This window comes from Nocardia sp. NPDC059236 (assembly GCF_042754085.1).
Classification (GTDB): Bacteria; Actinomycetota; Actinomycetes; order Mycobacteriales; family Mycobacteriaceae; genus Nocardia.
Genome location: NZ_JBHZAF010000024.1, coordinates 1 through 24491 on the forward strand (window position 1 = coordinate 1; position 24491 = coordinate 24491).

General features: G+C 65.0%; 22 protein-coding genes and 2 pseudogenes. 9 read left to right on the top strand and 15 right to left on the bottom strand.

Annotation, left to right across the window (positions count from 1 at the left end):
• Positions 1-879: 879 nt before the first annotated feature.
• Together ACFXIV_RS40140 and ACFXIV_RS40145 are read right to left on the bottom strand one after the other, a co-directional pair.
• The gene (locus ACFXIV_RS40140; protein WP_379403469.1) at positions 880-1083 is read right to left on the bottom strand and encodes a hypothetical protein; all 204 of its coding nucleotides are present in this window, start codon (positions 1081-1083) and stop codon (positions 880-882) included.
• Positions 1084-1226: 143 nt separating this feature from the next.
• Positions 1227-2642 (bottom strand): amidase, encoded by a 1416-nt coding sequence (locus tag ACFXIV_RS40145; protein WP_379403470.1) that lies wholly within the window; start codon positions 2640-2642, stop codon positions 1227-1229.
• 300 nt (positions 2643-2942) lie between these two features.
• On the opposite strand from ACFXIV_RS40145, the gene ACFXIV_RS40150 reads away from it, so the two are divergent.
• The gene (locus tag ACFXIV_RS40150) at positions 2943-3842 is read left to right on the top strand and encodes a response regulator transcription factor (protein WP_379403471.1); all 900 of its coding nucleotides are present in this window, start codon (positions 2943-2945) and stop codon (positions 3840-3842) included.
• Between the two features lie 18 nt (positions 3843-3860).
• On the opposite strand, the gene ACFXIV_RS40155 is transcribed toward ACFXIV_RS40150, so the two are convergent.
• Positions 3861-4247, bottom strand: coding sequence for a VC0807 family protein (locus ACFXIV_RS40155; RefSeq protein ID WP_379403472.1), 387 nt, complete (start codon positions 4245-4247; stop codon positions 3861-3863).
• Between the two features lie 91 nt (positions 4248-4338).
• On the opposite strand from ACFXIV_RS40155, the gene ACFXIV_RS40160 reads away from it, so the two are divergent.
• Complete coding sequence (locus ACFXIV_RS40160; RefSeq protein WP_379403473.1) at positions 4339-5217, top strand: PaaX family transcriptional regulator C-terminal domain-containing protein; 879 nt, start codon at positions 4339-4341, stop codon at positions 5215-5217.
• Here the strand turns inward: ACFXIV_RS40160 and ACFXIV_RS40165 are convergent.
• Both ACFXIV_RS40165 and ACFXIV_RS40170 read right to left on the bottom strand, forming a co-directional pair.
• Positions 5205-5702: a hypothetical protein gene (locus ACFXIV_RS40165; protein ID WP_379403474.1), complete on the bottom strand. Its 498-nt coding sequence runs from the start codon at positions 5700-5702 to the stop codon at positions 5205-5207. The two genes, ACFXIV_RS40160 and ACFXIV_RS40165, sit on opposite strands and share 13 nt — an antisense overlap.
• 15 nt (positions 5703-5717) lie before the next feature.
• Positions 5718-6935 (bottom strand): NAD(P)/FAD-dependent oxidoreductase, encoded by a 1218-nt coding sequence (locus ACFXIV_RS40170; RefSeq protein WP_379403475.1) that lies wholly within the window; start codon positions 6933-6935, stop codon positions 5718-5720.
• 419 nt (positions 6936-7354) lie between these two features.
• On the opposite strand from ACFXIV_RS40170, the gene ACFXIV_RS40175 reads away from it, so the two are divergent.
• Positions 7355-8584: a saccharopine dehydrogenase family protein gene (locus ACFXIV_RS40175; protein WP_379403476.1), complete on the top strand. Its 1230-nt coding sequence runs from the start codon at positions 7355-7357 to the stop codon at positions 8582-8584.
• Between the two features lie 65 nt (positions 8585-8649).
• Here ACFXIV_RS40175 and ACFXIV_RS40180 read toward each other — a convergent pair.
• The 7 genes and pseudogenes from ACFXIV_RS40180 to ACFXIV_RS40210 all read right to left on the bottom strand — a co-directional run.
• Positions 8650-8929 (bottom strand): annotated as a pseudogene (locus ACFXIV_RS40180) (alpha/beta hydrolase); the annotation flags it as partial.
• Between the two features lie 246 nt (positions 8930-9175).
• Positions 9176-9370 (bottom strand): annotated as a pseudogene (locus tag ACFXIV_RS40185) (peptide deformylase); the annotation flags it as partial.
• Between the two features lie 294 nt (positions 9371-9664).
• Complete coding sequence (locus ACFXIV_RS40190; RefSeq protein ID WP_379403477.1) at positions 9665-11287, bottom strand: long-chain fatty acid--CoA ligase; 1623 nt, start codon at positions 11285-11287, stop codon at positions 9665-9667.
• Positions 11268-12737 carry an amidase gene (locus ACFXIV_RS40195; protein WP_379403478.1) on the bottom strand — a complete coding sequence of 490 codons (1470 nt, stop codon included), beginning with the start codon at positions 12735-12737 and terminating at the stop codon, positions 11268-11270. The genes ACFXIV_RS40190 and ACFXIV_RS40195 overlap by 20 nt, the downstream gene beginning before the upstream one ends.
• Positions 12738-13599: 862 nt before the next feature.
• Positions 13600-14103 carry a cupin domain-containing protein gene (locus ACFXIV_RS40200; protein WP_379403479.1) on the bottom strand — a complete coding sequence of 168 codons (504 nt, stop codon included), beginning with the start codon at positions 14101-14103 and terminating at the stop codon, positions 13600-13602.
• Positions 14104-14173: 70 nt separating this feature from the next.
• Positions 14174-14500 (bottom strand): thioredoxin, encoded by a 327-nt coding sequence (trxA, locus tag ACFXIV_RS40205; protein WP_379403480.1) that lies wholly within the window; start codon positions 14498-14500, stop codon positions 14174-14176.
• Between the two features lie 29 nt (positions 14501-14529).
• Positions 14530-15579 carry an NAD(P)/FAD-dependent oxidoreductase gene (locus tag ACFXIV_RS40210; RefSeq protein ID WP_379403481.1) on the bottom strand — a complete coding sequence of 350 codons (1050 nt, stop codon included), beginning with the start codon at positions 15577-15579 and terminating at the stop codon, positions 14530-14532.
• A 71-nt stretch (positions 15580-15650) separates the two neighbouring features.
• On the opposite strand from ACFXIV_RS40210, the gene ACFXIV_RS40215 reads away from it, so the two are divergent.
• Complete coding sequence (locus tag ACFXIV_RS40215; RefSeq protein WP_379403482.1) at positions 15651-16238, top strand: helix-turn-helix domain-containing protein; 588 nt, start codon at positions 15651-15653, stop codon at positions 16236-16238.
• Positions 16239-16357: 119 nt separating this feature from the next.
• On the opposite strand, the gene ACFXIV_RS40220 is transcribed toward ACFXIV_RS40215, so the two are convergent.
• The 3 genes from ACFXIV_RS40220 to ACFXIV_RS40230 all read right to left on the bottom strand — a co-directional run bounded on the left by ACFXIV_RS40220 (position 16358) and on the right by ACFXIV_RS40230 (position 19977).
• Entirely contained in the window at positions 16358-16816 is a 459-nt protein-coding gene (locus ACFXIV_RS40220; protein WP_379403483.1) for a GNAT family N-acetyltransferase, read from the bottom strand.
• Positions 16817-16858: 42 nt separating this feature from the next.
• Positions 16859-18211 carry a serine hydrolase domain-containing protein gene (locus tag ACFXIV_RS40225; protein ID WP_379403484.1) on the bottom strand — a complete coding sequence of 451 codons (1353 nt, stop codon included), beginning with the start codon at positions 18209-18211 and terminating at the stop codon, positions 16859-16861.
• A gap of 74 nt (positions 18212-18285) precedes the next feature.
• Positions 18286-19977 (bottom strand): (2,3-dihydroxybenzoyl)adenylate synthase, encoded by a 1692-nt coding sequence (locus ACFXIV_RS40230; protein WP_379403485.1) that lies wholly within the window; start codon positions 19975-19977, stop codon positions 18286-18288.
• 197 nt (positions 19978-20174) lie between these two features.
• Here ACFXIV_RS40230 and ACFXIV_RS40235 point away from each other — a divergent pair, with 197 nt between their 5' ends.
• From ACFXIV_RS40235 to ACFXIV_RS40255, 5 genes are read left to right on the top strand one after another with little or no spacing between them, the layout of a single operon-like run.
• The gene (locus ACFXIV_RS40235) at positions 20175-20924 is read left to right on the top strand and encodes a maleate cis-trans isomerase (RefSeq protein ID WP_379403486.1); all 750 of its coding nucleotides are present in this window, start codon (positions 20175-20177) and stop codon (positions 20922-20924) included.
• Between the two features lie 14 nt (positions 20925-20938).
• Positions 20939-21574: a VOC family protein gene (locus ACFXIV_RS40240; RefSeq protein ID WP_379403487.1), complete on the top strand. Its 636-nt coding sequence runs from the start codon at positions 20939-20941 to the stop codon at positions 21572-21574.
• Complete coding sequence (locus ACFXIV_RS40245; protein ID WP_379403488.1) at positions 21571-21816, top strand: hypothetical protein; 246 nt, start codon at positions 21571-21573, stop codon at positions 21814-21816. The genes ACFXIV_RS40240 and ACFXIV_RS40245 overlap by 4 nt, the downstream gene beginning before the upstream one ends.
• Positions 21813-23033, top strand: a complete 1221-nt coding sequence (locus tag ACFXIV_RS40250; RefSeq protein WP_379403489.1) for an alpha/beta hydrolase — start codon at positions 21813-21815, stop codon at positions 23031-23033. Before ACFXIV_RS40245 ends, ACFXIV_RS40250 begins: the two co-directional genes overlap by 4 nt.
• Positions 23034-23064: 31 nt before the next feature.
• Positions 23065-24417, top strand: a complete 1353-nt coding sequence (locus tag ACFXIV_RS40255; protein WP_379421420.1) for a serine hydrolase domain-containing protein — start codon at positions 23065-23067, stop codon at positions 24415-24417.
• Positions 24418-24491: the final 74 nt, after the last annotated feature.

Below are 24491 nucleotides of genomic sequence, written 5' to 3' on the forward strand. Positions count from 1 at the left end.
CGCCACCGCACCCCCTACAGCGAACACACCGCCTGGGCACACCGCCAAAACACCCAAGCCGCTTGACAACTTACGGACCTGGGATGTCTAGCCCGAGACAATGTGATCTCTCCGACGCTGGCCACGAAAATGATCGACGACGCCGACCGCCTCACACCGGACAATCCCTTCGACGTCCACAGTCTGGAGTCCGGACGTAGGTGTCGTCCTACAGGCCCGTGAGCTGGCCGCCATCCTCGACCGCCTCGCCTGAACCAACAACGACTTCTCGAAGATGCTGACGTGTCCCGAACTCAACTGAACCCTCGAGTTTTCGGGGGAGCGCCCATACTGCGCCAACACACTGTCATGCCGCGTTGCGCGCTGACCGAACCGGCCACCCAGAGAGAGCTGGGGGCTGGAGCTGCGACACTCGGCGTTCGGCATCGGAAGCGATCCTTCACGAGAAACTCTGCGGCACTGACGATTCCACTACGTAGGATGACACCGAGTTGTAACGATTACCGTTACTCACGGCCAACTCGGAGAGCCTGCTTGCAAAGTGCAGAGAATGACCCAGTCCCGCGAGCGCCCCGGCCGGTAGACGCTGTTGACCCGCTTGGATACCAAACCTTGTGCACAGCCGGTCATGGACCGTGCTCATCACCGATGACAACTGGTGGGTGGCCGCCGCGCCTCCGCGTCGACCACCCATGACCGAGAGCTGTGGCAGCGAATCCGGTGCTGATAAGCCGGATTCGTCGGCAGAAGCGAGCCCGGGGGACTGGGGCAAGCGGGGATGTTGTGCACGCGGGCGGCGGTAATTCAGCCCAGCAGTGCATGACTGCGCGAAACAAGTCGTCGTCGCCCATGAGTGACGAAAATGCTTGGCACCCAGTGTTACTCGAAGACGCCCTTCTCGATACCGGCCTCGTCGAGGTCGGGACCTGTCCACGAGAGCTCGTCGAACGCTGGGTACAGGCTGATCACCGCGGTTCGACTCAGATGCCAGGACGAACCCGCCTTGCGACAGGCGCCCTTCTTGAGCCAGTCCTCGACTGCGCCTCGGGGGCCGTCCTTGTATACGGCAATCGCCCGACTCATGAGGTCCACCCGTCGGCTGCTGAATCCTTCCCAACCGGGGATCTTCTCGGCTATTCGCCTGTTCCGCGGCGACATCGAGCCCCGGAACAGGCGACCGCACAGCAGATTTCTTTGCGCGGCTTTCTTTTCTCGGCGACGAACGGCTACTGGCCGCTGACGAACGGGTCGATGGGCGTGTGGACGCCGACTGCCGCCTCCAGCGCCTCGGCCGCGGCGAGCGCCCGGTCCTCGCGGAAGGCCGCGGCCATGAGTTGGACCCCGACGGGCATGCCGTCGGCGAATCCGCCGGTGGTCGCGACGGCGGGCAGCCCGAGGGCATTGGCGGGCATGACCGGCCGCAGCAGTTCCAGGGTGGCCGAGGAATGGTCCGGATCGACGACATCCCAGCCGTGTTCGAAGGCGGGCCGGGCCCAGATCGGCGACAGGATCAGCGGGTAGTCGAGAAAGAACTCCGACCACAGGCGTTGCAGGCGCTGCCGCTGGATCAATACCCCGATATAGCCGTCCCGGTCCAGGGCCGGGATCTCGTCGAAGGCGGCCAGCACGAAATCCTTTCCCTGCTGGCCCAGGATCTGCGCGAGCCCGGGCCACATGATCCGTACATCGGTCATGAGGAAGCGGCGCCACAGGTCGAGCACCGCCTCGTACTCCGGCGGGGTGACCTCCTCGACCTCGTAGCCCGCGGTGGCCAGGTGCGCGCCCGCCTGCCGGACCGCGTCGGCGACTCCGGAATCGGTACTGCCGCCGGGCGGTTCGGCGATCAGGGCCACCCGCACGCGCTGCGCGGCATCGGGGTGGTGCAGCGGCGCGGGGACGCTGATCGGGTCGCGGGGATGCGCGCCCGACAGAATCCCGTAGCCGAGGCGAACGTCGGCGACGGTACGGGCCATCGGCCCCGCCACCCCCATGAGCTGGATCGACGGCGGCAGGTCTCTCGGCTCGAGATCGGTGGCCTGCGGGATACGGCCGGTGGTCGGCTTCAGCGACGAAATTCCGCAGCAGTGCGCGGGATTGCGCAGTGAGCCGCCCAGATCATTGCCGACCCCCAGCGGAGACATGCCCGACGCCAGCGCCGCCCCCTCGCCGCCGGAGGATCCACCCGCCGTGCGCCCGCGCCGCCACGGATTGCTGGTGATGCCGCGCAGCGAGCTCTCGGTCGCGATCCGCAATCCCGAGTCGGGCATGTTCGTGCGCCCGAGGACGATTGCCCCGGCCGCGCGCAGCCGCTCGACCACGGGGGCGTCCTGGGCCGCGATCGCGCCCGCCAGCGCGGCCATGCCCTGGGTGGTGGCGGTGCCGGCGACGTCGATGTTCTCCTTGATGGTGACCGGAACCCCGTGCAGCGGACCGAGTTCCGCGCCCTCGGCGACCGCCCGATCGGCCCGGCGGGCGCCGTCGCGGGCCTCCTCGGTGAGGACGACGGTCACGGCGTTGAGTTCCGGGTTGACCTCCTCGATGCGTGCCAGGTGCGCCTCGACCACCTCGCTCGCGGATACCGCGCGCTCCCGGATCAGCGCCGCGAGCTCGCCTGCCCCTTTGCGCCACAATTGCTCACCCATGCCGGAATCTCCTCTGCACTCTGGTCCGAACACCGATCGTTTTTCGTTGCGAGTCATCCTGACCGTCGTGGCGCGGCACGACCATCGGTCGATTCACCGATTTCTCGGGTCACCCGAGTTTGCCCTCGGATCGCTCGCGGGACTGCTAGCCTCGGGTCAGCTCAGCGGATTCACGGAAAGCGCACGCCCACGAAAGTTCACGACCACCTCGCGCCCGGATGTACGGAAGCAGGTGCGGCACAGGAAGATTCGCCGCCGCCGGACCTCGATCCCGAGATCGGCGAACAGGCCGCGCAGTTGATGGACACCCTGCGTGGCTTCACCGCCGCCCAGGCGGCGGCGGTCATCGTGTTCGATCCGCTGGACGCGGCCGGCCGCCATCACGTGCTGGCCAGCCACGGCTACTCCGCCGCGATCCTGCGGCACGCCACCACGGGTTTCGGCGCCGATACCGTGACCTATCAGCTGGTCAGCACGGTGCCGCACGCCGTGCGGTGGCGCGATTTCCGCGATGACTGGCACATCGACGTGACCGATACCGTCACCGGCAGGCTGCTGATTCCGGCGGGCTTCCGGGAGGGCGCGTCGGCCGCGCTGCAGGTGCGCGGCGGTCGCTACGTCGGGTCGGTCCATGTCAGCTGGACCCGAGCCGACGCTGCCACCGACCGGCGGCGCGAGGCCATCGACCGGCTGCTGCCGGTTTTCGCCAATGCCTGCGACCTCATGAAGGAACCGAATCTGCTGGCCCGCCGGCTCGATCCATCGACCCATGCGAGGGTGCGCACAGCCGTGGGCGGCGTCGATCTCGATCAGCGCGAGCCAGGCCCACACCTGTGCGACGGTGCCGCGCTGTGGACCCTGCTCGCTCACGCGCCGGAGGCCGGACGATTCCTGTGGCTCGACGCCGAAAGAGCCTGCCACCGTGTCGAACTCATTCCGGGTCCGCGTGGTGAGGTTCTGGTCACCGAGCGTCGCATCGCCCGCCCGCACGGGCTGACCATCCGTGAACTGCACACCCTGCACCTGGTCACCCTCGGCGACACCAATGCGGGGATCGCGGCCCGGCTGGTGGTCAGTCCCAAGACCGTCGCGACCCATATCGAACATCTCCTCACCAAGCTGCACTGCGGTTCCCGCGCCGAGCTCGCGGCCCTCGCTGTCCGTGAGGGACTGCAGTTGCTCGCGCCGCCCGGCCGCTGACCGACTGCCGGGCGCGTTTCAGACCTTCAGCCCGTTGCGGGTGACGTAGACGATGTGGAAGGTGATCAGCCCGGCGAGGACCACGAGCCATTGCAGCGCGGTGGCCAGGGGAACGGCGTCGAGGGGCAGTGCGTAGGCGAAGACCACCCGGATGACGGCGTCGAGGGTGAACACCGTGCCCCACACCGCGGTCAGCACGCGCAGTTGACGGCGGAAGCGGGAGTCGTTGTCCCAGCGGGTATCCCATTCGCGATATCCCGCCTCGCCGATCTTCACCGTGACGATGGTGCGGGCGAGGCTGCGCATCGTGGGCCGCTGGGTGAACAGCGTGCCCCCTGTGGTTGCCAGCCGCTGCGTCCGGGTGCGCCTGAATCGCAGTTGAGCCGTGCCCGCCCCGGGTCCCACCTGGTTTGACCGTACAGTAAACGATCGAGACGCAACCGAACGTACGAGATGTGATAGCTGCAGCTCGTCGACATGCAAAGCAGAGGCGAACATGGGCGAGGGCCAGTTCCATGACACTGACATCTCGACCCGCACTCTTGTGGAGAGTCTGGTCCGAGAGGACGCGACAATCGATGCTGGTGAACTCTACGATGTCGCCAATGCGCTCAGCATGAGCGATCAACAGGTCCGGCACTGCATCAAACGGCTCGTGGCGGAGGGCAGGTTCATCCAGGAGGGTCGCGGCCGCAAGGCCGTACTGCGCGCGACAGATCTGACCCGCAACAGTCTCGAACCCGATCTCGACTTTGTGCGCTACATGTATGCCCAGGATCGTGGACAGGCTTCATGGGACGGGCGCTGGCATTTGGCCGCGTTCGGTGTTCCTGAATCCGCGCGGCATGCGCGCGATTCCATGCGCGATTCCATCCAGCGGCTCGGCGGTGCGCCGATTCAGGGTGGCCTATACGTTTCGGCGAACCCTTGGGAGGAACGAATCCGTTCGGCCGCAACAAAACTGGGCGTCACTGACCACATCACCACCCTGACCAGCACCGATCTGGTCATCGGTCGCCATGTCGCCCCACGTGACATTGCCGAGCAGCTGTGGCCGCTCGACCGCATCGCAGACGGTCATCGGCGGCTGCTCGTGGCCGCCGAGCAATACCTGCAGGAACTGCGAGGCTCCTCGCGTGTTCGACATCTGACGATCGCCGTTGCCTTGGCCGCAGAATTCACGAACGCTATGGAGCCTGATCCGCTGCTGCCACCTCAGCTGCTTCCTCAGCCGTGGGTCGGCACAGCTGCGCGCGCGGCGGTGGCGGCCTGCTGGGCGGAAATGCTCAAATCCGATCCCGCGCAACCTGTTCGATTGTTCCGCTGGTACTCGAATGTCATCAGCGGGGCCGCCGACCCCGCTCACACGTCGTAGTTTCGGTTCCCGCCGTTAGTGCCACACACCTCGGCGCGCCACATTCGCCGCAGCGACGCTGCGGTCAGCACTGTGGTCAGCAAGGTGAAGGTGAACCAGAACCATCGCCACGACGGGGGCAGTGGTACCAGGACGCAGATCGCGGCCGCGTAGATGACGGTTGCCAACCGGAGCCGTCGCTCGTCCAGGATGAACTGGCGCAGCTGCCGTTCATCGGAGAGCGCGGCCCTGTGATAACGCAACCCCACACCGGCGGCGACGACCCGATGCCACAAGCGCAGGTTCGCGCCGAGCGCTGCCAGCAGGAATGACAAGCCGAGCAGTTGTGCCCACATCGCCGACTCCCCGGCTGACGGGTAGGACTGCGGCAGTGTCGCCACCCCCACAAGCAACCCGACCGCGGACTCGACGAGGACGAGACGCCGAGCGGGGCGCAGTTGATGTAGTCCGCGCGGGTATGAGCGCGCAGGGCCGTTGTTCTCCATCGACAACCTCGTGGTTCAGATCGAAGCGAGCTCGGCAGTGCCGGTGATGTGATGGAGTACCCGGCGAGCAGCAGCAGGTGCCAAGGTGATTCCAGAATGCATACAGGCGACAAGCACCTGAGGTGCGGTGCGCAGGGCGCCCAGGTAAGGTCGCCCGGCCGTCGGCATCGGCCTGTAGCCGACGCGAAAGTCCAGCAGTTGCAGGGGATTTCGCAGGATGAAATCGCGGCGGATGGCGTCGAGTGCGCGGTGCACGCGAATTACGGGGCGATGCGCGCCTTCGGATGTCACGTAGTCCGCCGCACCCAGATACGTTCCTCGATGCCAGGGCCTGATCTCGTAGTCCGGGCCTGACAGGACTCGCCGTGACAGTGGCGCGGTGGCCCGGAAGGTGTATCGGATCGCCGGTGAGGACTCGACCTCGAGCACAGTGCCCACCTGTGCTGCCAGACGTGGGGCACCAAGCTCGTTCGCCAACACCACGTATCGCGCGTTGAAGACGCCGGCATCGGAGAAGACCTGTGCCCTACCGTCGATCCCGACCACAATCTCGGAGACGGGCGCCTCCACTACCCGGACCCCATGGTCTCGGGCAGCGGCCAGAAGGGTTCGTCGCATTCGCCCTGGCGCGACGGCACCTTCCTGCGGCGCGTACGCCGCAATTTCCGGTCGGCGACGCAAGGAGGGCTCCAAACGTCTGAAGCCTTTGGCATCGACGGCTTCGGTTGGCAAACCCAGCCCCTGTTGCATTCTCAAATACGATTCGGTGTGTTCCGGTGCCTGAAACCAGGTCAGCGACCCGGCCCATGAGATCGATAGAGCACCTCCGAGATCCGCGTCCAGAGCGCGGAAGTCAGCGATCGCGTCGCGGTGCAGTTCCGAGCCGATCCTGGTGTGAGTAGTACAGATCCACCCGAACGCACTACCGGTCACTCCCGCACCGCGCACATCAAGATCGATACAGGTTACGCGGATGCCGTTGTGCGCCAGGACATAAGCGATGGTGGCCCCCGTTGCACCCGATCCGATGACAATGACGTCGGTCGCCGTTTGTTCGAGATCTCGCCTGCGGGGGAAACCACGTCCCTGCTGCCGAACTTCGCCAGCTCTGCGGCGGCAGCCGCTGCCGTCGATGCCTGGTTGCCGAGTCGACGTCGATCGTATGCCCGGTCTGTTGGCCGTCCCTGGCATCGACGCTGTCACCACGTCGCCTTCGGCGCGTTCCAGCACCATGCCCCGGCGATCGTCGAACAGTTCAGAGGGGTCGACCGCAGCAAGCCCTGGCGACGACTGACGAACTCACCCCGAACGGTGTGCCATGCGGCGGCGACCCCAGCTGCGGACCCGCACATATCTCACGCTCCAATCGATCACTAGTACTAACTATCGTTAGTGATACGATCGTATTCTATTCGAACGAAAGGATGGTGATGAAGTTTCTAACCCGCAGTACAGCCCTCCTGCTCCTGGCAGCGGCGATCGCAACCGGAACGGTCCGGGCACCAGCGGTCGCGGCCACGGAGCACCGCCCTCTCGCGAGTCCCACGCCCAGACGGCGTCGGCAAGCCGCTCTGCCGACCACGAGCGAAGTGGTGCACGGCACCGTGCGCGTGAAGACCGCAACCCACGATCTTGGAAGTTAGGAGCATCCGATGAAGGTTCTTGCATTGGGCGGGTCGGGTGCTATGGGCACCGTGGCCGTGCAAACAGCGGTGAATATCCCCGGCGTGACGGAAATCGTTGTCGCAGACAGAGATCTGGGCGCAGCCGAACGACTGGCACATCGCTTGGCAGAGGCACCCGTGGCCGTACGAGCGATCCAGGTGGACGTCACCGACGAAGCGCAGTTGCGTGCAGCGCTCGCGCCGGCCGACATAGTGCTGAACACAGTTGGGCCCTACTACCGCTTCGGGCTGGCGGTATTACAAGCGGCGATCGACACACAAACGCACTACCTCGATATCTGCGACGACTGGGAACCCACGTTGCAGATGCTCGAACTCGACACGGCGGCTCGTGCCCGGGAGGTTTGCGCGATCATCGGCATGGGTGCCAGCCCTGGCATCAGCAATTTGCTGGCGGCAATAGCTGCCGCGGAACTCGACTCGGTACGCGATGCCTACACCGCGTGGCCGGTCGACGTCGACGGCGCGGGCGATACGACCCGAGACGACGCGCAGCTGCTCGGGCCCGACGGTCGTCCCTCTGCCGCGGCGGTGCATTGGATGCAGCAGAGCAGCGGCATGATCAAAGGTGTGACCGCCGGTCTGCTCAGCGAGCAACGCCCCCTTCGCCCGGTGTCGCTGAAACTTCCCGGCGGACGACGTGGAACCGCGTACTCCGTCGGCCACCCGGAGCCGATCACCCTGCAGCGCACCCTGAAACCCAGCGGCGATGCGATCAACCTGATGGTGATGAGTACGTGGGCTATGGCCTACCTCGATACCCTCCGCCGCGATATCGACAGGGGCAAACTCACCAATGAAGCCGCGGCGGGCGCCTTCGCCGATCCGAACTTGCTGCGAATCATCCGGTCGGCGCCGACCGCGCTTCGAGCCAAGGGACCCGACACTCTCCCGCCGTTCTTTGCAGCGGTGTCGGGCATCAAGCAGGGGCGCCCGCACATGGTATTGGCGCACCTCAACCTGGCCGGCTCAGCAGAGGACCCGGCCCGCGCCTTGCTCGGTGACATGGCGCGTGTAACCGGAATCCCGCTGGCAATCGGCATGTCGCAGGTCATCGATGGCTCGGCCCGCCGACCGGGCGTGCACCCTCCCGAGGCCGTCATCGACCCCAAACGGTTCTTCGAGGTTCTCGATGTCGTGTTAGGGCGCAAGGCAGGCGCCCCCGTCTATCTGGTCGAGCAAGAACCGATCGAATAGTCGAGAGGAGGGGCCGGACCAGTGTGTCGGACCGGCTCCTCCTGATTCGGTGTAGCGAACTCTGTTCAGCGGGCCGCCTGTTTCTCGGCGTACTCACTCAGCGAACCCAGATAGCCGGGTGCGTACAGCATGTGGCGCGGACAGTGCCACCACAGCCGCACACCAGTCCTGGTCATTGTCGAAGCGGGCCTTGACGATGCTCTGCGAAGCGTTCGGATAGCGCTGCATCGTGAGCTGTCGCTGCGGAGGGATCTCCCGGTAGATCCGTTCGGTCTCATCGACGTCGACATTGAGATCGTCATCGGCCAGAACAAGCAGAACCGGCACCTTGACCTGTGGCAGGACTGTGGATCGAACTCGCGTGTCCTGCAGCCGAACTGGACCTTTCGCGAGCTTCGGCTCTTGTGTTCGCCTCAACCTGATCCAAGCGCTCAGCATTGGCCGCGACGCTGTCACTGCGTTGCGCTGCTATCGCCGGCAGTGCACTCCTGCCTCGACGTTACTGGGATCCAGCAGAGAGGGTCAGTTCGATGTGCTGCCGGAATGCGCTGTGGCCCAAGCAGCTATCTGGGCGCGTGAGGTGAATCCCAACTCGGGGCAGTGGTACACGAAAAGACGCAGACTCACGCCGAGCTGGGGACCGGCGAGCCCGACACCATCGGCGGCATCCATCGTTTCGTACATGTCGTCGACAAGTCCTCGAATCTCGGCGACGGACTGGGTCACCGGCTGCGTCGCCTGGTGCAGGACGGGATCGCCGACAATTCGGATGGGATGCACTGTCATGTTGCCCACTCTCTAAGCGAGCCCTGAGGCTCTATCGCGATATCCGTCACCCATGACGATGTGCTTTCGCAGGTGATTTGGTGATTCGATGCCGGCGGCGAGCAACCGGGGTCCTACGGCCAGGCGCGAGATGCCGCCCCAAAACCCTTCCGCGTGAACGACTCTCGAACCGACACCCGGCCTACGACATCGCACCAAACCTCCGATCGCTGAGCGTGACTTTCCCCATGACTGGACGAGTCAATATGGCGAGACCCCCGGTGGCCTGGGCGATTCCGGGCCACCGGGTGGTCGTCAGAGCCTGATGATGTCGAGGGTGCCGTCGTGGAAGTCGGCCCGCAGCCGCTTCTTGTCGAACTTGCCGACGCTGGTCTTGGGCACCTCCTGGATCACCGCCCAGTTCTCCGGCACCTGCCACTTGGCGACCTTGTCGGCCAGGAAGTCCCGCAGGTCACCGAGTGTGGCATCGCTGCCCTCACGCAACACCACCGCCACGAGCGGCCGTTCGTCCCACTTCTCGTCGGGGATGCCGATCACCGCGGCCTCGGCGACGGACGGGTGCCCCATGACCGCGTTCTCGAGGTCGACCGAGGAGATCCACTCGCCACCGGACTTGATGATGTCCTTCGTCCGGTCCGACAGTGTCAGGTAGCCGTCTGCGGTGATGGATCCGACGTCACCGGTGCGCAGCCAGCCATCCCGGAACTTGTCCGGCGCTTCCACCCCGTGATAGGAGGCGGTGATCCACGGCCCCCGCACCTCGAGTTCCCCGACACTGGACCCGTCGTGCGGCACCCGGTTGCCGTCATCGTCGATCAACCGCGCCTGCACCGACGCCGGGAACCGGCCCTGCGTGTACCGGTACCGCCACCGCTCCTCCTCGTCGGCGTCGGCCGGCGGTCGCGCTACTGACCCCAGCGGCGACGTCTCGGTCATGCCCCACGCGTGCAACACCGACACCTGATGGTCGTTCTCGAACGCGTGCATCAGCGACGGCGGCACCGCCGCCCCACCGATGAGGACCTCCCGTATCGAGGAGATGTCTTGCGGATGCTGCTTGAGGTGCAGGTGCAGGCCCTGCCAGATCGTCGGCACCGCCGCCGCGAACGTCGCGCGCTCGGCCGCGATCAGCTCTGCCAGCGGCGCAGGCTGCAGGAACCGGTCCGGCATGATCAGCGACGCGCCGATCATGAACGCCGCGTATGGCATACCCCACGACATCGCGTGGAACTGAGGCACGACCGCGAGCACCCGGTCGCCCTGCGCCAGATTGGGGCCGTCGCTCATGCACACCTGCATGGAATGTAGGTAGATCGAACGATGCGAGTAGACAACACCTTTCGGATCCCCGGTGGTGCCCGACGTGTAACACATCGCCGCGGCCGATCGCTCGTCGAGTTCGGGCCAGTCGTACTCGGTCGGCTCACCGGCGATCAGGTCCTCGTAGGAGTGCACCTGGATTCCCTCGGGCGTCTCGAGCCCGGCCGTGGAATCGCCGGTGACGATCACGTGCTCGACCGTCTTGATCTGCGCCAGTTGCGGGCCCAGCAGCGGAATCAGTGTCGCGTCGACGATGATCACCCGATCCTCCGCGTGGTTGGCCACGTGGATCAGCTGCTCCGGGAACAACCGGATGTTCAGCGTGTGCAGCACCGCACCCATTGACGGCACCGCCAGATACGCCTCGAGGTGCTCGGCGTTGTTCCACATGAACGTGGCCACCCGATCGTCACCGGTGACACCGAGACCTCGTAGCGCGTGCGCCAACTGCGCACACCGCTGACCGACCTCCGCATAGGTACGACGACGCGGGCCCGACTCGGTCCAGGTGACCACCTCGGCGTCAGCGTGGACAGTACTTCCATGCCGCAGCAACTGCGCAATCGACAGTGGCACTTCATTCATCGTGCTCTGCATTGATACTCCTGATCCGGTTGGGGGTCGGGGCGGGCTGTGGCTGGGCGTCGATTCGTGCCCACGGAGCTGCCTCTTCGAGTTCGAAGGCCAGTTCGAGCAGGGTGCGTTCGTCGCCGATGTTCGCTGACAGGTGCGATGCCAGTGGCAGACCCGATCGGGTGTGGTGGAGGGGAAGAGTGATGGCCGGTGTGCCGGAGATGTTGTTGAGCGGCGCGAAGCAGTCGAAGGCGCTCAGTCGCTCGAGCCATGAATCGAACGGCTGATCCGGGGACAGGTGGCCGAGAACCGGCGTCGAGTGCGCGACAACGGGCGAGAGCAGTACGTCGAAGTGGTCGAAGGTCGATCTGAATTGCTTCTGCACCTGCCGAAGTCGATGAAGAACGATCGGTGTGCGGGCGATGGCGCGCCGGTACTGATCGCAGAAGCCGTTGGTTGTCGCCTCGAGCTCGGCCTTGTCGAGGCTGGATCCGACAATCAGTGTGGCGGCGCTCTGGATGCCGGTCATAAGAAGCCCCAGATAGAGCAGGTAGTCCTTCATGAAGTCTGCTCGAACGGGGGACGTTGCCTCGGTGACGTGGTGCCCGAGAGATTCCAGGAGATCGGCGGTGGCCCGGACAGATTCCTGCGTTTCCGAGTCGACCGGACTCGAAGTCGGAGAGGCAGCCAGTACTCCGACTCTCAAGCGTGTGCGATTGGAACCCGCCACGTCGCACACGGGGCGCAGTCGAGGGTTTCGATAGCAGCGCTCAGCCTCGAACATCAGGCGTGCAGTGTCGCGAACCGACCGTGTGAGGACACCCTGAACGGCGATTTTGAGCGGCATGGCCTTCTCCGAGATGTCTTCCACCAACCGTCCGCGAGAGGGTTTGAGTCCCACGAGACCACAGGCAGCAGCGGGGATTCGGATGGACCCGCCTGCATCGGTGGCGTGGGCGATGGGAACCACACCGGAGGCAACCAGTGCTGCGGCGCCGCCGGACGATCCACCCGCGGAATAGTCTGTGTTCCAGGGGTTTCGAACCGGGGCGTCTCGCGAATACTCGCATGTGACGTTGAATGCGAACTCGGGTAGCCGGGTCTTTCCGATGGGGATCATTCCGGCGCGCAACATTTGGTCGACGAATTGTCCGTTCGCCGAGTCTGGGACGGCCCGAAATGCGGTGCTGCCGAACTGTGTCGGGAGGCCTGCCAGGGCGGTGTTGTCCTTGATCGCAGTCGGTACGCCGCTGAAGGCGCCGGTTCGAACATGGTCACTGGCGGAAATTGCTCGATCGAAGTCTTCGACGGCGAGGCCACGCAGAGTCGGGTCTGCGTCGTACGCCCGTGCGATGGAGGCCTCGACAACCTCGCGCGCCGAGACCTCGCCTGAGGCGATGCGGGCTGCGATGCCGCACGCGTCGAGATCGCCGAGTGCATCGTCTCTGAAGGTGTGGACTCGATTGTTCTCCATGTTCCTCAAGCCTCTCGGTGGTCGTCAGGGACAATTGCCATGGGGGAGTACTCCATTGGTTGGAGGACCTGAGCTGCGTGAGTCAGAGGCAAAGGGAGGCGCTCGGACGACTGCACGAGGCGGCCAATCCTTGACGTCGGTCAACCGGATGGGGTTTTGCGCTGGTGACTCGAGGGCTCGGTCCGAAAAGGGGGATGTGAGCGCGCCGTTGTAGGGCGCGGCAAGGTGATGTGCTGGATTTCTCCGCGGTTACCCGAATGGTGGCCGGGGTGCGTGGTGTTCGAGGGCGGTGTTACCGCCGTCGTGTGGTCAGCGGCGATCCGTGGTCAGGAAGTATGCATTGCGCCCGGTGCTCGCGCGGACCGGTATCGATTGGGAGTGCGGCGCGCCGTCCAGTGCTCCGCGCCAGCGATATTCGGCCTGTGCGCCTGTTCGCAGGGCTGGTTCCCGGCGTCCACAAGCGCGCACTACCACCGTCGTCGACGGGGACTGCGCGGCGGTCGCTTCGGGCTTGTGCATGCGCAGAGCGTGCACCGGGACTTAGCGTAGGGCAAGGATTTTTGCTGTTTCTGGGACAAGGTCGAGACCGGGCGAGACCATAGGACGTTCGTCGCCCAGGATCGGACTGATCGGCGAATCAGCTTTTGACTCATCTGATTCGAGCCCTGGGGACCGGCTACGCGGCAACCCCAGGGCTCGGCTCTGTTTTGTTCGTTGCTGCCGGCACAGTGCGCGTGTGTGTCGACGAACCTACCTGTCTGCTGTCTTCATCCGCTCTCGAACGCGCGCCGAGTTCTTCGGCGGGGCACTCGTCGGCGGGGTCGTTTGGCCGGATTCCATCGTCGCGCACGGCGACCGCGAGCTACATAGGCGGAAGGTCGTATGGCATGACTTCGATCCCGTACTGTCCGGCGATGACCGGACACTCGGTGCCGCCCTGCGGGGCCTCCTGCGTCGGATCTGTGAGGATGGTGCCGTCCGCCAGGAACATGCCCTCCAGACCGGAGGGTGCGACGAGGATGAGCATCTTTGCGTTGCAGTCGGTTTCGTTGCGGAAGCCACGAATCACGCCGATCGAGGCGTTGATGAACGTTCCCGGCCCTGCAGGAATTCGTCCGGTCTCGGTATAGAAGGCGACCTCGCCGTCCAGGACGTAGAACGCCTCCTCCTCACGGCTGTGCACGTGGAACGGCGAGCCCTCCCCGGGACGCAGAGTGGCTTCGAAAAGTGAGTATTTGCCGTTGGTTTCGGCACCGGTAGTCAAGAACCGGTACACGATTCCGCCCGATGCGACGCGTAGACCCTCGCCCGGGGCGCACACCGTGGGAAGCTGCACGTCCGTGGCTGCCGTCTCGTGGTTGTTCATAAGAGATGCTCCTTTTGCAGGGGTGGGGTGGGTGTCGTGCTCGGCACTCCGGATCGAGCGCGTGGTTGGACTACTGTGCGAGGGGTTTCAGCAGGTCGTCGAGCAGTGCGCCCTTCGGTCTCGCGCCGGTCACTCGGGTGACTTCCTGGCCGTCGACGATCAGGACCGTCGTCGGAACTCCCATGATTTGGTAAGCGTCGACAGCGGCCAGGTTCTCGTCGATGTTGACCTTCACCACGGTGAAGTCCTCGGAGTGTTCGTCGGCGATCTCCTCGAGAACGGGGGCGAGCATTCGGCACGGGCCGCACCAGGGCGCCCAGAAGTTGACGACCACGGGTGTGGCGCTGTCGAGCACCCGGTTCTGGAAGGTGGTGTCGGTAACTGCGATGGTTGGCATGGTTCCTTCGTTCTTGCTGGGTGTAGTGCTCAGGACAGAGGTGAGCGTGGGTCGGATCGCTTCGCGTCGAGGACGATCGCGCTGACCGCTCGTTCCATCGCGGGGGAGAAGACGTCGTCTGCCAGCGCCTGATCTCGGTTTGCAAGCGCCGTTTCGACGTCCCATTCGAGGAGATACCCGTTGACAGCGATCGCGGCGGCAGACCCCGCGCCGGCGGCGGTGATGACCTGTGCTCGCGGGTCGGCGACGTTTCCAGCGGCCCAGATACCCGGCACACTGGTACGGCCGGTGCTGTCGATGGTGACAAATCCGTTGGGTCCGATATCGCATCCGAACCCGCGTAACAGGGAGTCGTTGGCTACGAATCGGGGGCCGACGAAGAGCGCCGCGCGGGGGACAAGTTGCCCGTCGCCGAGCTCGACCGCGCGCAGTCGATCGTCGTCCACGACAATGCCACGCACGGGATCCTCGACGATGTCGACGCCGCGGGCGCGGATGCGAGCGCGTTCTCCGTCGGTCAGGTCGATGCCGTTGGCGAAGAAGACCACATCGCGCGACCACTGCGGCAGCAGCAGTGCCTGGTGGATGGACAGCTCTCGGACGTTCCCGCCCAGGACTCCGAGCGGTTTGTCGCGGACCTCGTAGCCGTGGCAGAAGGGGCAGTGCAGGACGTCGACTCCCCATCGATCCCACAGTCCCGGGACGCCCGGTAGTTCGTCCCGGAGGCCGGTGCTGATCAGGACGGCACGGGCTTCGAGCTGCAGGCCAGTGGTCAGCTCCAGCGTGAATCCCGGATCGGTTCCGTGGCTCGTGATTTCGGTGACGTGGCCGTCGATGAGGTTGACACCGTAGTCGAGCGCTTCCTTGCGCCCGGTGGCGACCAGATCGGCGGGCGGCATTCCGTCGCGCGACAGGAACCCGTGCATGTGTGCGGCCGGCCTGTTGCGAGGATCGCGGCTATCGATCACCGCGACGTTGCGGCGTGCGCGTCCGAGTACCTGCGCGGCGGTCAGTCCGGCGGCGCCACCTCCGATGACGGCGACATCCAGAAGATTGTCGGTGGTGTTGTCTCGTTTCATGACCCGAAAGTGCCAGCGCTTCTGCGAAAACGGCAAATATATTTGCTGTTTCTGGGAAGCGGATCGATGATGTGCGTGTGTCGGATACACCGCAGATCGCAGCGGCCCTCGATCGAGTCGGGCCGCGCATCAAAGACCTTCGCACTCGACGAGGGGTGACGCTTGCCGAATTGTCGGCGGATACGGGGATCTCTACGAGTACGCTCTCCAGACTGGAGATGGGCCAACGCCGCCCGAGCCTGGAACTGCTGCTCCCCATCGCATTGGCCTTCCGGGTCCCACTCGACGAAATCATCGCTGCGCCACAGATCGCGGACCCGCGGATCGTTCGAGCACCGCGGACGGTGAGTGGCCGGACGATCTTGCCGCTCACCCGTCAACGCGGGGGGTTGCAGGCGTTCAAGATCACCGTTCCGCCGAGTCAGGCCGAACCCCACGTGGTTGTCCACGACGGCTATGAATGGTTGTACGTGCTGTCAGGACGCCTGAGGCTCGTACTCGGAGATCATGATGTCGTGCTCGGTCAGGGTGAGGCCGCAGAATTCGACACCCGGGTGCCGCATTGGTTCGGTAGCACCGGCCAGGGGCCGGTCGAGATCCTCAGCCTCTTCGGTCCCCAGGGACAGCGCATGCACATGCGCGCGAAGCCGACCAGGTGAGAAGGCGGCCGGCTTGAACGCCTGCCGTTGCAGAGCCCTTGAGCGGCCATCGCGGTCCGGATCGCCGGCAAGGGCATCGAATCCTCCCAGCGCCTCGGGGACGTCCGCCCTTCCCGATCTCAACGGACGTCGCCGGTCGCGATATCCAAGCGCATCTCGACCGAATCGAGTCCGGGCGCGAAGCCGTCATCTACGGACGCGATGGCCACGAAACCGAAGCGCTCGAAGAACAGCTGCGAGTGCTGGCTCGTTACGAGGACGACCCGGGACGCCATGCCCTGCTGGCGAATCAGGCGGAGGCGCTCCCCGATGAGTAGGGTGCCAATGCCCCTGCGGTGATCCGCACGCCGCACCATGCCCCAGCACAGCGCGGCCGCGCCGTCTGGGCGGAGGCGCCATCCGCCGCATGCGACGACGGCGCCCTGATCCTCGACGACGACGTACGGATCGCGCAGATTGTCGAGAAACTCCTCGAACTCCGAAACTTCGCGCCGCGCAAAGAATTCAGGCGTGTTGCTCGCCATGATCTTCAGGCACGCTTGCCTGTCCGTAGGCAGGTACTTCCTGATTTCGATCATTCGCTCCCGTCGTCGGCTCGAAATGGGATGGGTGTGGCCCGATCAGGAGTTGGCGGCCGCGTCGAGCAGCAACTGCAGCATCTTCGGGCGTGGATCGTTGTCGATCCTGACCTCGGTGTTGCAGACCACGGCGGCGGCGGCACCACGTTTGGTATCGATCATGACATAGCTGGCGGTGCCGAATTCGCTGCCCGCGTGCTGCCAGACACCGTCGGCGTCGCCGGCGAGCCGCATCCACGCGTATCCTTGCGCGATCATCGACACCGGCGATTCGGAGGCCGCGAGGACCTGGGGCGCAACCTGATTGGTCAGTGCCGCGGTTGCCACCGGCCGGGGCAGAATCTGCTGACCGTCGATGGATCCTTCGTTGAGCCACAGCCGCGCCCAGCGGGCGAGGTCGACCGCGTTGGATCGCAGACCGCCGTCGGCGACGAGGCTGCTCACGTACGGCGCGTACTCGACGGGTCCGGTGAAGTCATCGGGGATGTCGTGCGGGATCAGATTCCGGAAGTCCTCCCACATACCCTTCTTCACGCCGTCTTCGAACCAGGCGTGGGGGTGGGCGCGGTTGTCCTCGGAGAGCTTGTCGCGGTTGAAATCCGAACGGGTCATGCCCGCGGGCGTGAGGATCGCGTCGCGGCAGTAGTCGGCAAAGTACTTGCCGGTGGCCGCCTGGACTACGTGGCCGGCGAGTTCGTATGCGACATCGGAGTATTGGTGCGCCTCGCCGGGAACGCCTTTCGTGAAGTTGGCTTCCGCGCTGTACGTCCAGCCCCGGGGCGGGGGAGTGAGGTAGTCGTGCAGCCACCGGCCCATTTCGGCCGGATCGGGCACCGCTCCCATCCGGTACGTGTACCCGTAGGCGTTGGGTCCGACCGGGCTGGTGAGTGGAGTGAGGTGGGTGAGGAGATGCCTGATACGAATCGGTGTATCGGGATGGTGGGGGCTGCGGACGCTGTGTGGTCCATAGAGCTTGGCGTTGGCCAGGATGTCGTTGACGTCGGTGTCGAGGGTGAAGTGGCCGGCGGCAACCAGTTGCAGGACAGCGGTGGCGGTGATGGTCTTGCTGACCGACCCGATGTTGAGGGTACTGACCGGGGTCATGGGTTTTCCTGTGCGGGCGGTTCCCCACGCGTCGGCAAACAGGGTGCGGTCGCGATTGACCGCGGCGACATTGCAGCCGACCACCCGTGCGGAATCGGCGAGGGCCTGGAGTTTCTGCTTCAGTTCCGGGGGTGCTGTGGGGCCGTCGTAACCGGTGTCGGTCGCCCCCGCGGACTGCGAACCCGTGCACGCGACCAGCGCTGTGCCGAGACCGGCGGTGACCGCGGCCAGCGACGCTCCGGAGAGGAGTTGTCTGCGGTTGGGTCCGGAATGTCGATCCTGCTGGATCATCGGTGCGTCTCCTTGTGGGGAATGAGCGGAATTGTGCCCCGGAAGCCGGAGCGTGTCGTGAAACCGGAGGGGGTTCAGTGCGAATCGGCGTTGACGGCTGATTCCGCCTCGGCGGTGAGGGCGCCGCGGACCATGTCCCGCAGGGCCTTCTTGTCGATCTTTCCGACGTGCGTTTCGGGCAGGGAATCCACGCACTCGATCCGTTCCGGCCACTTGAACTTCGCGACTCCAAGAGAGTCGAAGTGCCGCTGCACTTCCGGCAGCGAGATCAGCCGCCCGGCTGGGACGATGTACGCGCAGGCCTTCTCGCCCAGCCGCGCGTCGGGCATCGCGACCACCGCAGCCCGCAGCACGTCGGCGTGCCGTAGGAGTAGGGACTCGACCTCTTCGGCATTGATCTTCTCACCGCCGCGATTGATCGTGTCCTTGATCCGTCCCTCGATCGAGAGCAACCGCAAACCGTCGACCGTGTCGATCTTGGCCAGGTCGCCGGTCCGATAGAAGCCGTCCGAGGTGAAGGCGATCGTATTGTGTTCGGGCGCATCGAAATAGCCGGGAATGGTGTAGGGGCCACGACAGGCGAGCTCACCCACCGCACCGTCGGCCAGCTCGTTCTCGGACCCGGGATCCAGCACCCGCATCTCGTCCTCGGTGGACAGCACCGTGCCGACATAGTTCATTCGGATGTGGTCGCTCACGCCGAGATCCGTTGCGGTGCAAAGCCCTTCCGACATACCGAAAAGCTGCCCCACCCGGGCGCCGAGTTCCTGCACCCTGTCGAAAACCGGACGCGGAACCTTGGCTCCCGACAGGATCACAGTGTGCAGAGATGCCGCCAGTGGCAGGTACTCCGGCAGGTCTGGCCAGTGGAAGGACGTCGGCCCGAACATGACGTCGTCGACCCGTTCTCGCGCCATGAATTCCAGCGCAGCAGTTGTTTCGAGCGGCGGCAAAACCAGGCAGCCGCCGACGGCATGGGTGCCGTGCAGACCCGACAGCACGCCGGCGTTGTGGATCAACGGAGCCAGGTGAGCCACCCGCGTGTTCTTGGTCCGGTCGAGGCGCTGAGCGTAGAGAGCGGCGTTGTTCCAGTACTCACCGTGCAGGCGGGGGATCACCTTCGGCACGCCAGTGGTTCCGCCGGACAGCTGGAACACTGCGATATCGGTCGGCTGGATCGTCGCTTGGACCGCTTCGACCCGCGCGCGGGCCTCCGAGGGATCGATGTCGTGACCAAGGTCCTCGAGCCGGACAGCGTGCAAGCCGGAACGGGTGTCGGCGATGGTGACGATCCGTCGCATCGTCGGGTGATCGTACGCCTGCTCCCGCGCGAATTCGACGAGGTCGAACTTGGTGGAATCGGCGTCCACGAGGTGCGTGCCGGCACCGACTTTTCTACTGATATAGCCGATTTCGTGGCCGCGGTGGGACGCCAGGGTAGCGACCGGGATGGCCCCGCACTTGAGGAACCCGTACCAGGCAACCACGCATTCGACGCTGTTGGTTACCTGGAAGATCACCGGTTCGCCGCGCCGCACCCCGAGCTCGATCAGTCCGGCCGCGATGAGGTCGGTGCGCCGATCGAGTTCGGCGTAGCTGATGGAACCGTCCGGGTCGACGACGGCGATGCGATCGGGGAAGACCCGGGCGACCGCACGGAATCGCTCGGAGGTCGGCAGATCACTCCACTCGCCGGATCGGAGATAGTGCTCGGTTCGGCCGGACGGGAACGCGACCAAGCGGTCTCCCCAGGGCGTGTTGTCCACTTCTGACTCCTCAGACGGCGGCTTGTAAGGCGTCGCCCCTCACATTGTGTTGACGAACACGTCCAGTATTTGACGTGCTCGTCGGGTGTGTCAAGTCGTTTTGGATGCCCGCAATCAGACGGCTACTCCTTGACACTTTTGACGTATACGTCGGATACTCGTCGCTAACGTCAAATTCTATGTGAGAGGTTCCGGTGATGAAGCACCGACGAATCGGACTCATCGTTCCGAGCTCGAATGTGACCGTGGAGACCGAGATTCCGGCGCTGCTGTCGCGACATGCCAGTTGCACCTTCTCTTTCCATGCCAGTCGCATGCGGATGCACACGGTGTCGGCCGAGCAGCTGGCGGCGATGAACGCGCAGCGGGAACGGTGCGTCATGGAAGTGGCCGACGCGAGCCCCGACGTGATTCTGTATGCGTGCCTCGTCGCGCTCATGGCCGCTGGTCCCGGCGAGCACGACCGGGTAGAGGGCCTAGTCCGCGAACAGCTTTCGACCGGCGAATCCAGCGCCCTGGTCCGGTCGAGTGCCGGCGCACTGGTCGAGGCATTACGCGCATCGGGTGCAAAACGCATCGCTGTCGTCACGCCGTACGTGACGTCCCTGGCTGAATCGGTGATGGACTACCTGTACGCCGAGGGCTTCGACATCGTCGACTGGTGCGCCCTCGAAGTCGCCGACAATGGCGAGGTCGCACGGATTCCAGCGGAGCGGGTGCTCGAGGCGGCACGGGCGCTGGACCGTTCGTCGGCCGACGCCCTTGTCATCTCCGCGTGTGTCCAGATGCCATCGCTGTCGGTGATCGAGGACGCCGAGGCCGAATTCGGAATTCCCGTGCTGTCAGCGGCGACCGCCGGAGCCTTCAGCATCCTGCGTGGTCTGGGACTGCCGACCGAAATCCCTGGCGCCGGAAGCCTTCTCGCTCCGCAGCCTGCCCGCCTCTGAGAAAGGAGCAGCTCGTGACCAAGCGCCATCTTGCCAAGGGCGTCGACCACGTCGCATATCCGACGTTCGATCCCGCCGCCACCGTCCGGTTCTATCGCGACGTGCTCGGATTCCCGATCGTCCATTCGATCTGTGCCGCCGGATGGGGACCCGAGAAGCATCCCGATTTCATCCATTTCTTTTTCGACATCGGCAATGACGACCGGCTCGCGTTCTTCTACTACTTCGGTCTCGAGCCGTTCGAGCGCGGTCCCCTCGGCGATGCGTACACCACACACACCGACGAGGTCCCCCTGTTCTTCGTCCGCTCGAGGCATCTGGCGATCCACGTGGCCGGGGACGCCGAACTGACCGAGTACCAGCGGCGATTGGACGACAGCGAATGGCCCTGTGAGCTTCGCCTGCAGCACGAAACGATCGAATCGATCTATACGCACGACCCGAACGGCTACCTGATCGAGTTCACCCGCTCCCTGCGTCCGGTCACACCCCAGGAAGATCTCGATGCCAACCTCACGATCGAGGCGTTGCTCGATGTGATCGCGGAGGGTGTGCCCAGCATGGACGCGCTGCTGAACCGTAAGGCCGCGCTGATTCTCGATCGCGCGGCAGGCTGGCCGAACGTGACGGCGATGGAGGAGCACGCGTGAGTGTCCTGCTCGTCCTGGACGTTCCCGAGAACGCTCCGGTCGTCGCGACCGCCTCCGCAGCGCCCGGTATCCGCGTGGAGCGCTACGGACCCTACTTCGCGCTCAGCGCGGAGACCGACATTGCGATCGACCGGCGCGCGACGGGGTGCCGACACGCGGTCTGGTACAGCTGTGTCGCCGGACTGGTCGATTCCCGTATCACGCAATGGGATTCCGACGCACTGGTGGTGGCCTCACGATGACGACCTCCCCGGCCGGTATGAGAGGTCGTGCCGCCAGGACCGCCCTTCCTGATCGCACGACAACCTCGATCCACCAATTGCGGACGCACGACGGCGCGACGATCCACGGACACCTGCACACGGTGCCGGGTGCGACAACGGTGGTCTGCCTGGCGCATCCGCGTCAGGATCTGACCCATCATCCGATCGTCGCCGAGCTCCTCGACCGGGGCTACGCGGTCTGGACCCAGGGAACCCGTTCGGTGAACAACGACATCGACCTGGTTCACGAGCGGGCGCTGCTCGACCTCGCTGCGGGGCAGTATTTCCTACGCGAGTTGGAGTTCGATCTTGTTGTCACACTGGGGCATTCCGGCGGTGGTCCGCTGTTCGCCTACTACCACGAACAGGCGGGTCGTGATCCTGGACAACGGCAGGCTCTCACACCGGCCGGTCGGCCGACGTTCCTATCCGAGGCTGCCATGCCAGTGCCGGACGCGGCCGTTTTTCTCGCCGCACATCCCGGGCAGGGTGCGCTGCTGCTGAACATGATCGATCCGTCGGTGGTCGACGAGGCGGACCCAATGTCGATCGATCCCGGACTCGACCTGTTCAACCCGGCCAACGGATTCGCGCCGCCACCCCACGTCTCCCGGTATCCGGACGTGTTCATAGCCCGGTACCGTGCCGCGCAGCGCGAACGCGTGGACCGAATCGACGCGATGGCCAAGGCCATCGCCGCCGAGACCGCGCAGGCACGCGCGGAGTCTTCCGATCGGATGCGCCGCCTGGCCTGCGCACCCCGGCTGCTGATCACCTACCGCACCGACGCCGATCCGCGGTGCATCGACCTGTCGCTGGATCCGAACGATCGCTCTTACGGTTCCCTGTTCGGGAAGCGCCCGGACCTGACCAATTACGGGCTCACCGGATTCGGCCGGATCGCCACTGCAGACGCGTGGCTGTCGACATGGTCGGGCTTGTCCTCGAACGCCGGATTCGTCCGCTGCGCACCGGGTTTGAGCAAGCCGACTCTGTTTCTGGAACTGACCGGCGATCAGGCATGCACACCGAGCGAAGCCGGCGCGATGTTCGAAGCGATCGGGACCAGCGACAAGCTGCGCCGCCGACTGCCTGGGACGCATTTTGGTGCCGCGCTGTCCGACGGCGAGCCCTCTGGGATCACCCTGGCAGCGACCGAAATCGACCATTGGCTCGCTGAACGCTTCTGCAGGTAAGCGTGCGACGAGGCCGAGTTTAGGGAGCGATATGATCCAGGACAGTCGAAGCTGCCGCGTCAGTCGGCGGCAATTATTGGCAACTGCCTCGTCGTCGGCAGCGGCTTTGGCGATCGGAGCGGCTGTGGTGGCTTGTACCAGTGCGGGGTCGGCCGGGTCGGGCGCCACCGGCTACGACGGCCCCACCGCACCACCGGAGCTGAAACAGAAACTGCAAGCCCTCGCCGATTCCGCGCGCGTGATCGGTTGCAACGTCGCCGCGGTCAACCGCGACCGGACCGTGTTCGCCGACGCCTGGGGCAACGCCCGCACCGGAAAACCCATGACACCGGTCAGCACTCTCAACATCGGCTCGGTCAGCAAAACCGTCACCGCCACCGCTGTCCTGCAACTGGTCGCCGCCGGCAAGATCACCCTCGATACCGACGTCAACGACGTCCTGGCCAACGCCAAACTCTATGGACCACGCAGCATCCGCAGCCCCCACCACCCCGATGCACCGATCCGCGTCAAACACCTACTCACGCACCTCACACCGCTCACCAGTGGAGCGGAACCGGGTCCGTACGGATACTCCTACCGGGTGGGCGACGCTGCGAATTCCGCGGAGATGGGCCGGTGGCTGTACGACTTCCTCACACCTGCTCCGCGTGGCTGGACATATGATGCCGAGGCGAACTTCACCCGAGGCGTCCCTGGCCAGGCGCACATGTACTCCGATATCGGCTTCGACGTCGCTGGTCATGTGGTGCAGGCGGTCACGGGGAAGTACTTCGACGACTACTGCCGCGAAGCGATCCTCCAGCCCGCGGGCATGACCCGTTCCGACTTCAACCGTGACAAGCTCTCCGAAGACGACCGCGCCCACCCCCACGCCTGGTTCGAAAACGGCATCAAAAAGGGCATGTGGAAGGACTATCGGAACTTGATTCCACACGACATCCCCGACACATACACAGGGAAGATCGAATACGACTCCTACACAACGCCGCTCACACCTGCCGGCGCCCTCTTCTCCAATGCGGTTGATCTTGCTCGTTGGGTCCGGCTGTGGCTGGGCGGAGGATCGATCGACGGACGCGAGATCCTGCCCAAACCTCTCGCCGCGGCAGCACTGACCAACCAGGTCGCCCCCGAGATCCTCGCGGCCTCCGAATCTCCAGTCTCGATGATCGCTCAGGGACACGCCTGGATGCGACTGGTCGGCGACGCCAAAAGCGTCTGGCAACACGCTGGCAGCGATCTCGGGACGGCCAGCTACGTCATGCTCGATGCCGAACGCGGTGTGGGAGCCGCAGTCGTGTGCAACACCGAGATCGCCATCGACCACGATCCACGACCGGCGATGCTGCAACTGCTACTAGACGGCGCAGCGCAGATCTGACCCGCTGCATGCGAAACGCCCGTACGTCTACATCGGTGAATCACGACGTCGTTCATCGATGAATCCTGACTGCA

What these genes read in the sequence shown, in the direction of transcription:
- ACFXIV_RS40140 (WP_379403469.1), bottom strand. Translation starts at nt 1,083, where the DNA reads ATGAGTCGGGCGATTGCCGTATACAAGGACGGCCCCCGAGGCGCAGTC.
- ACFXIV_RS40145 (WP_379403470.1), bottom strand. Translation starts at nt 2,642, where the DNA reads ATGGGTGAGCAATTGTGGCGCAAAGGGGCAGGCGAGCTCGCGGCGCTG.
- ACFXIV_RS40150 (WP_379403471.1), top strand. Translation starts at nt 2,943, where the DNA reads ATGGACACCCTGCGTGGCTTCACCGCCGCCCAGGCGGCGGCGGTCATC.
- ACFXIV_RS40160 (WP_379403473.1), top strand. Translation starts at nt 4,339, where the DNA reads ATGGGCGAGGGCCAGTTCCATGACACTGACATCTCGACCCGCACTCTT.
- ACFXIV_RS40165 (WP_379403474.1), bottom strand. Translation starts at nt 5,702, where the DNA reads ATGGAGAACAACGGCCCTGCGCGCTCATACCCGCGCGGACTACATCAA.
- ACFXIV_RS40170 (WP_379403475.1), bottom strand. Translation starts at nt 6,935, where the DNA reads ATGGTGCTGGAACGCGCCGAAGGCGACGTGGTGACAGCGTCGATGCCA.
- ACFXIV_RS40175 (WP_379403476.1), top strand. Translation starts at nt 7,355, where the DNA reads ATGAAGGTTCTTGCATTGGGCGGGTCGGGTGCTATGGGCACCGTGGCC.
- ACFXIV_RS40190 (WP_379403477.1), bottom strand. Translation starts at nt 11,287, where the DNA reads ATGCAGAGCACGATGAATGAAGTGCCACTGTCGATTGCGCAGTTGCTG.
- ACFXIV_RS40195 (WP_379403478.1), bottom strand. Translation starts at nt 12,737, where the DNA reads ATGGAGAACAATCGAGTCCACACCTTCAGAGACGATGCACTCGGCGAT.
- ACFXIV_RS40200 (WP_379403479.1), bottom strand. Translation starts at nt 14,103, where the DNA reads ATGAACAACCACGAGACGGCAGCCACGGACGTGCAGCTTCCCACGGTG.
- trxA (WP_379403480.1), bottom strand. Translation starts at nt 14,500, where the DNA reads ATGCCAACCATCGCAGTTACCGACACCACCTTCCAGAACCGGGTGCTC.
- ACFXIV_RS40210 (WP_379403481.1), bottom strand. Translation starts at nt 15,579, where the DNA reads ATGAAACGAGACAACACCACCGACAATCTTCTGGATGTCGCCGTCATC.
- ACFXIV_RS40220 (WP_379403483.1), bottom strand. Translation starts at nt 16,816, where the DNA reads ATGATCGAAATCAGGAAGTACCTGCCTACGGACAGGCAAGCGTGCCTG.
- ACFXIV_RS40225 (WP_379403484.1), bottom strand. Translation starts at nt 18,211, where the DNA reads ATGATCCAGCAGGATCGACATTCCGGACCCAACCGCAGACAACTCCTC.
- ACFXIV_RS40235 (WP_379403486.1), top strand. Translation starts at nt 20,175, where the DNA reads ATGAAGCACCGACGAATCGGACTCATCGTTCCGAGCTCGAATGTGACC.
- ACFXIV_RS40250 (WP_379403489.1), top strand. Translation starts at nt 21,813, where the DNA reads ATGACGACCTCCCCGGCCGGTATGAGAGGTCGTGCCGCCAGGACCGCC.
- ACFXIV_RS40255 (WP_379421420.1), top strand. Translation starts at nt 23,065, where the DNA reads ATGATCCAGGACAGTCGAAGCTGCCGCGTCAGTCGGCGGCAATTATTG.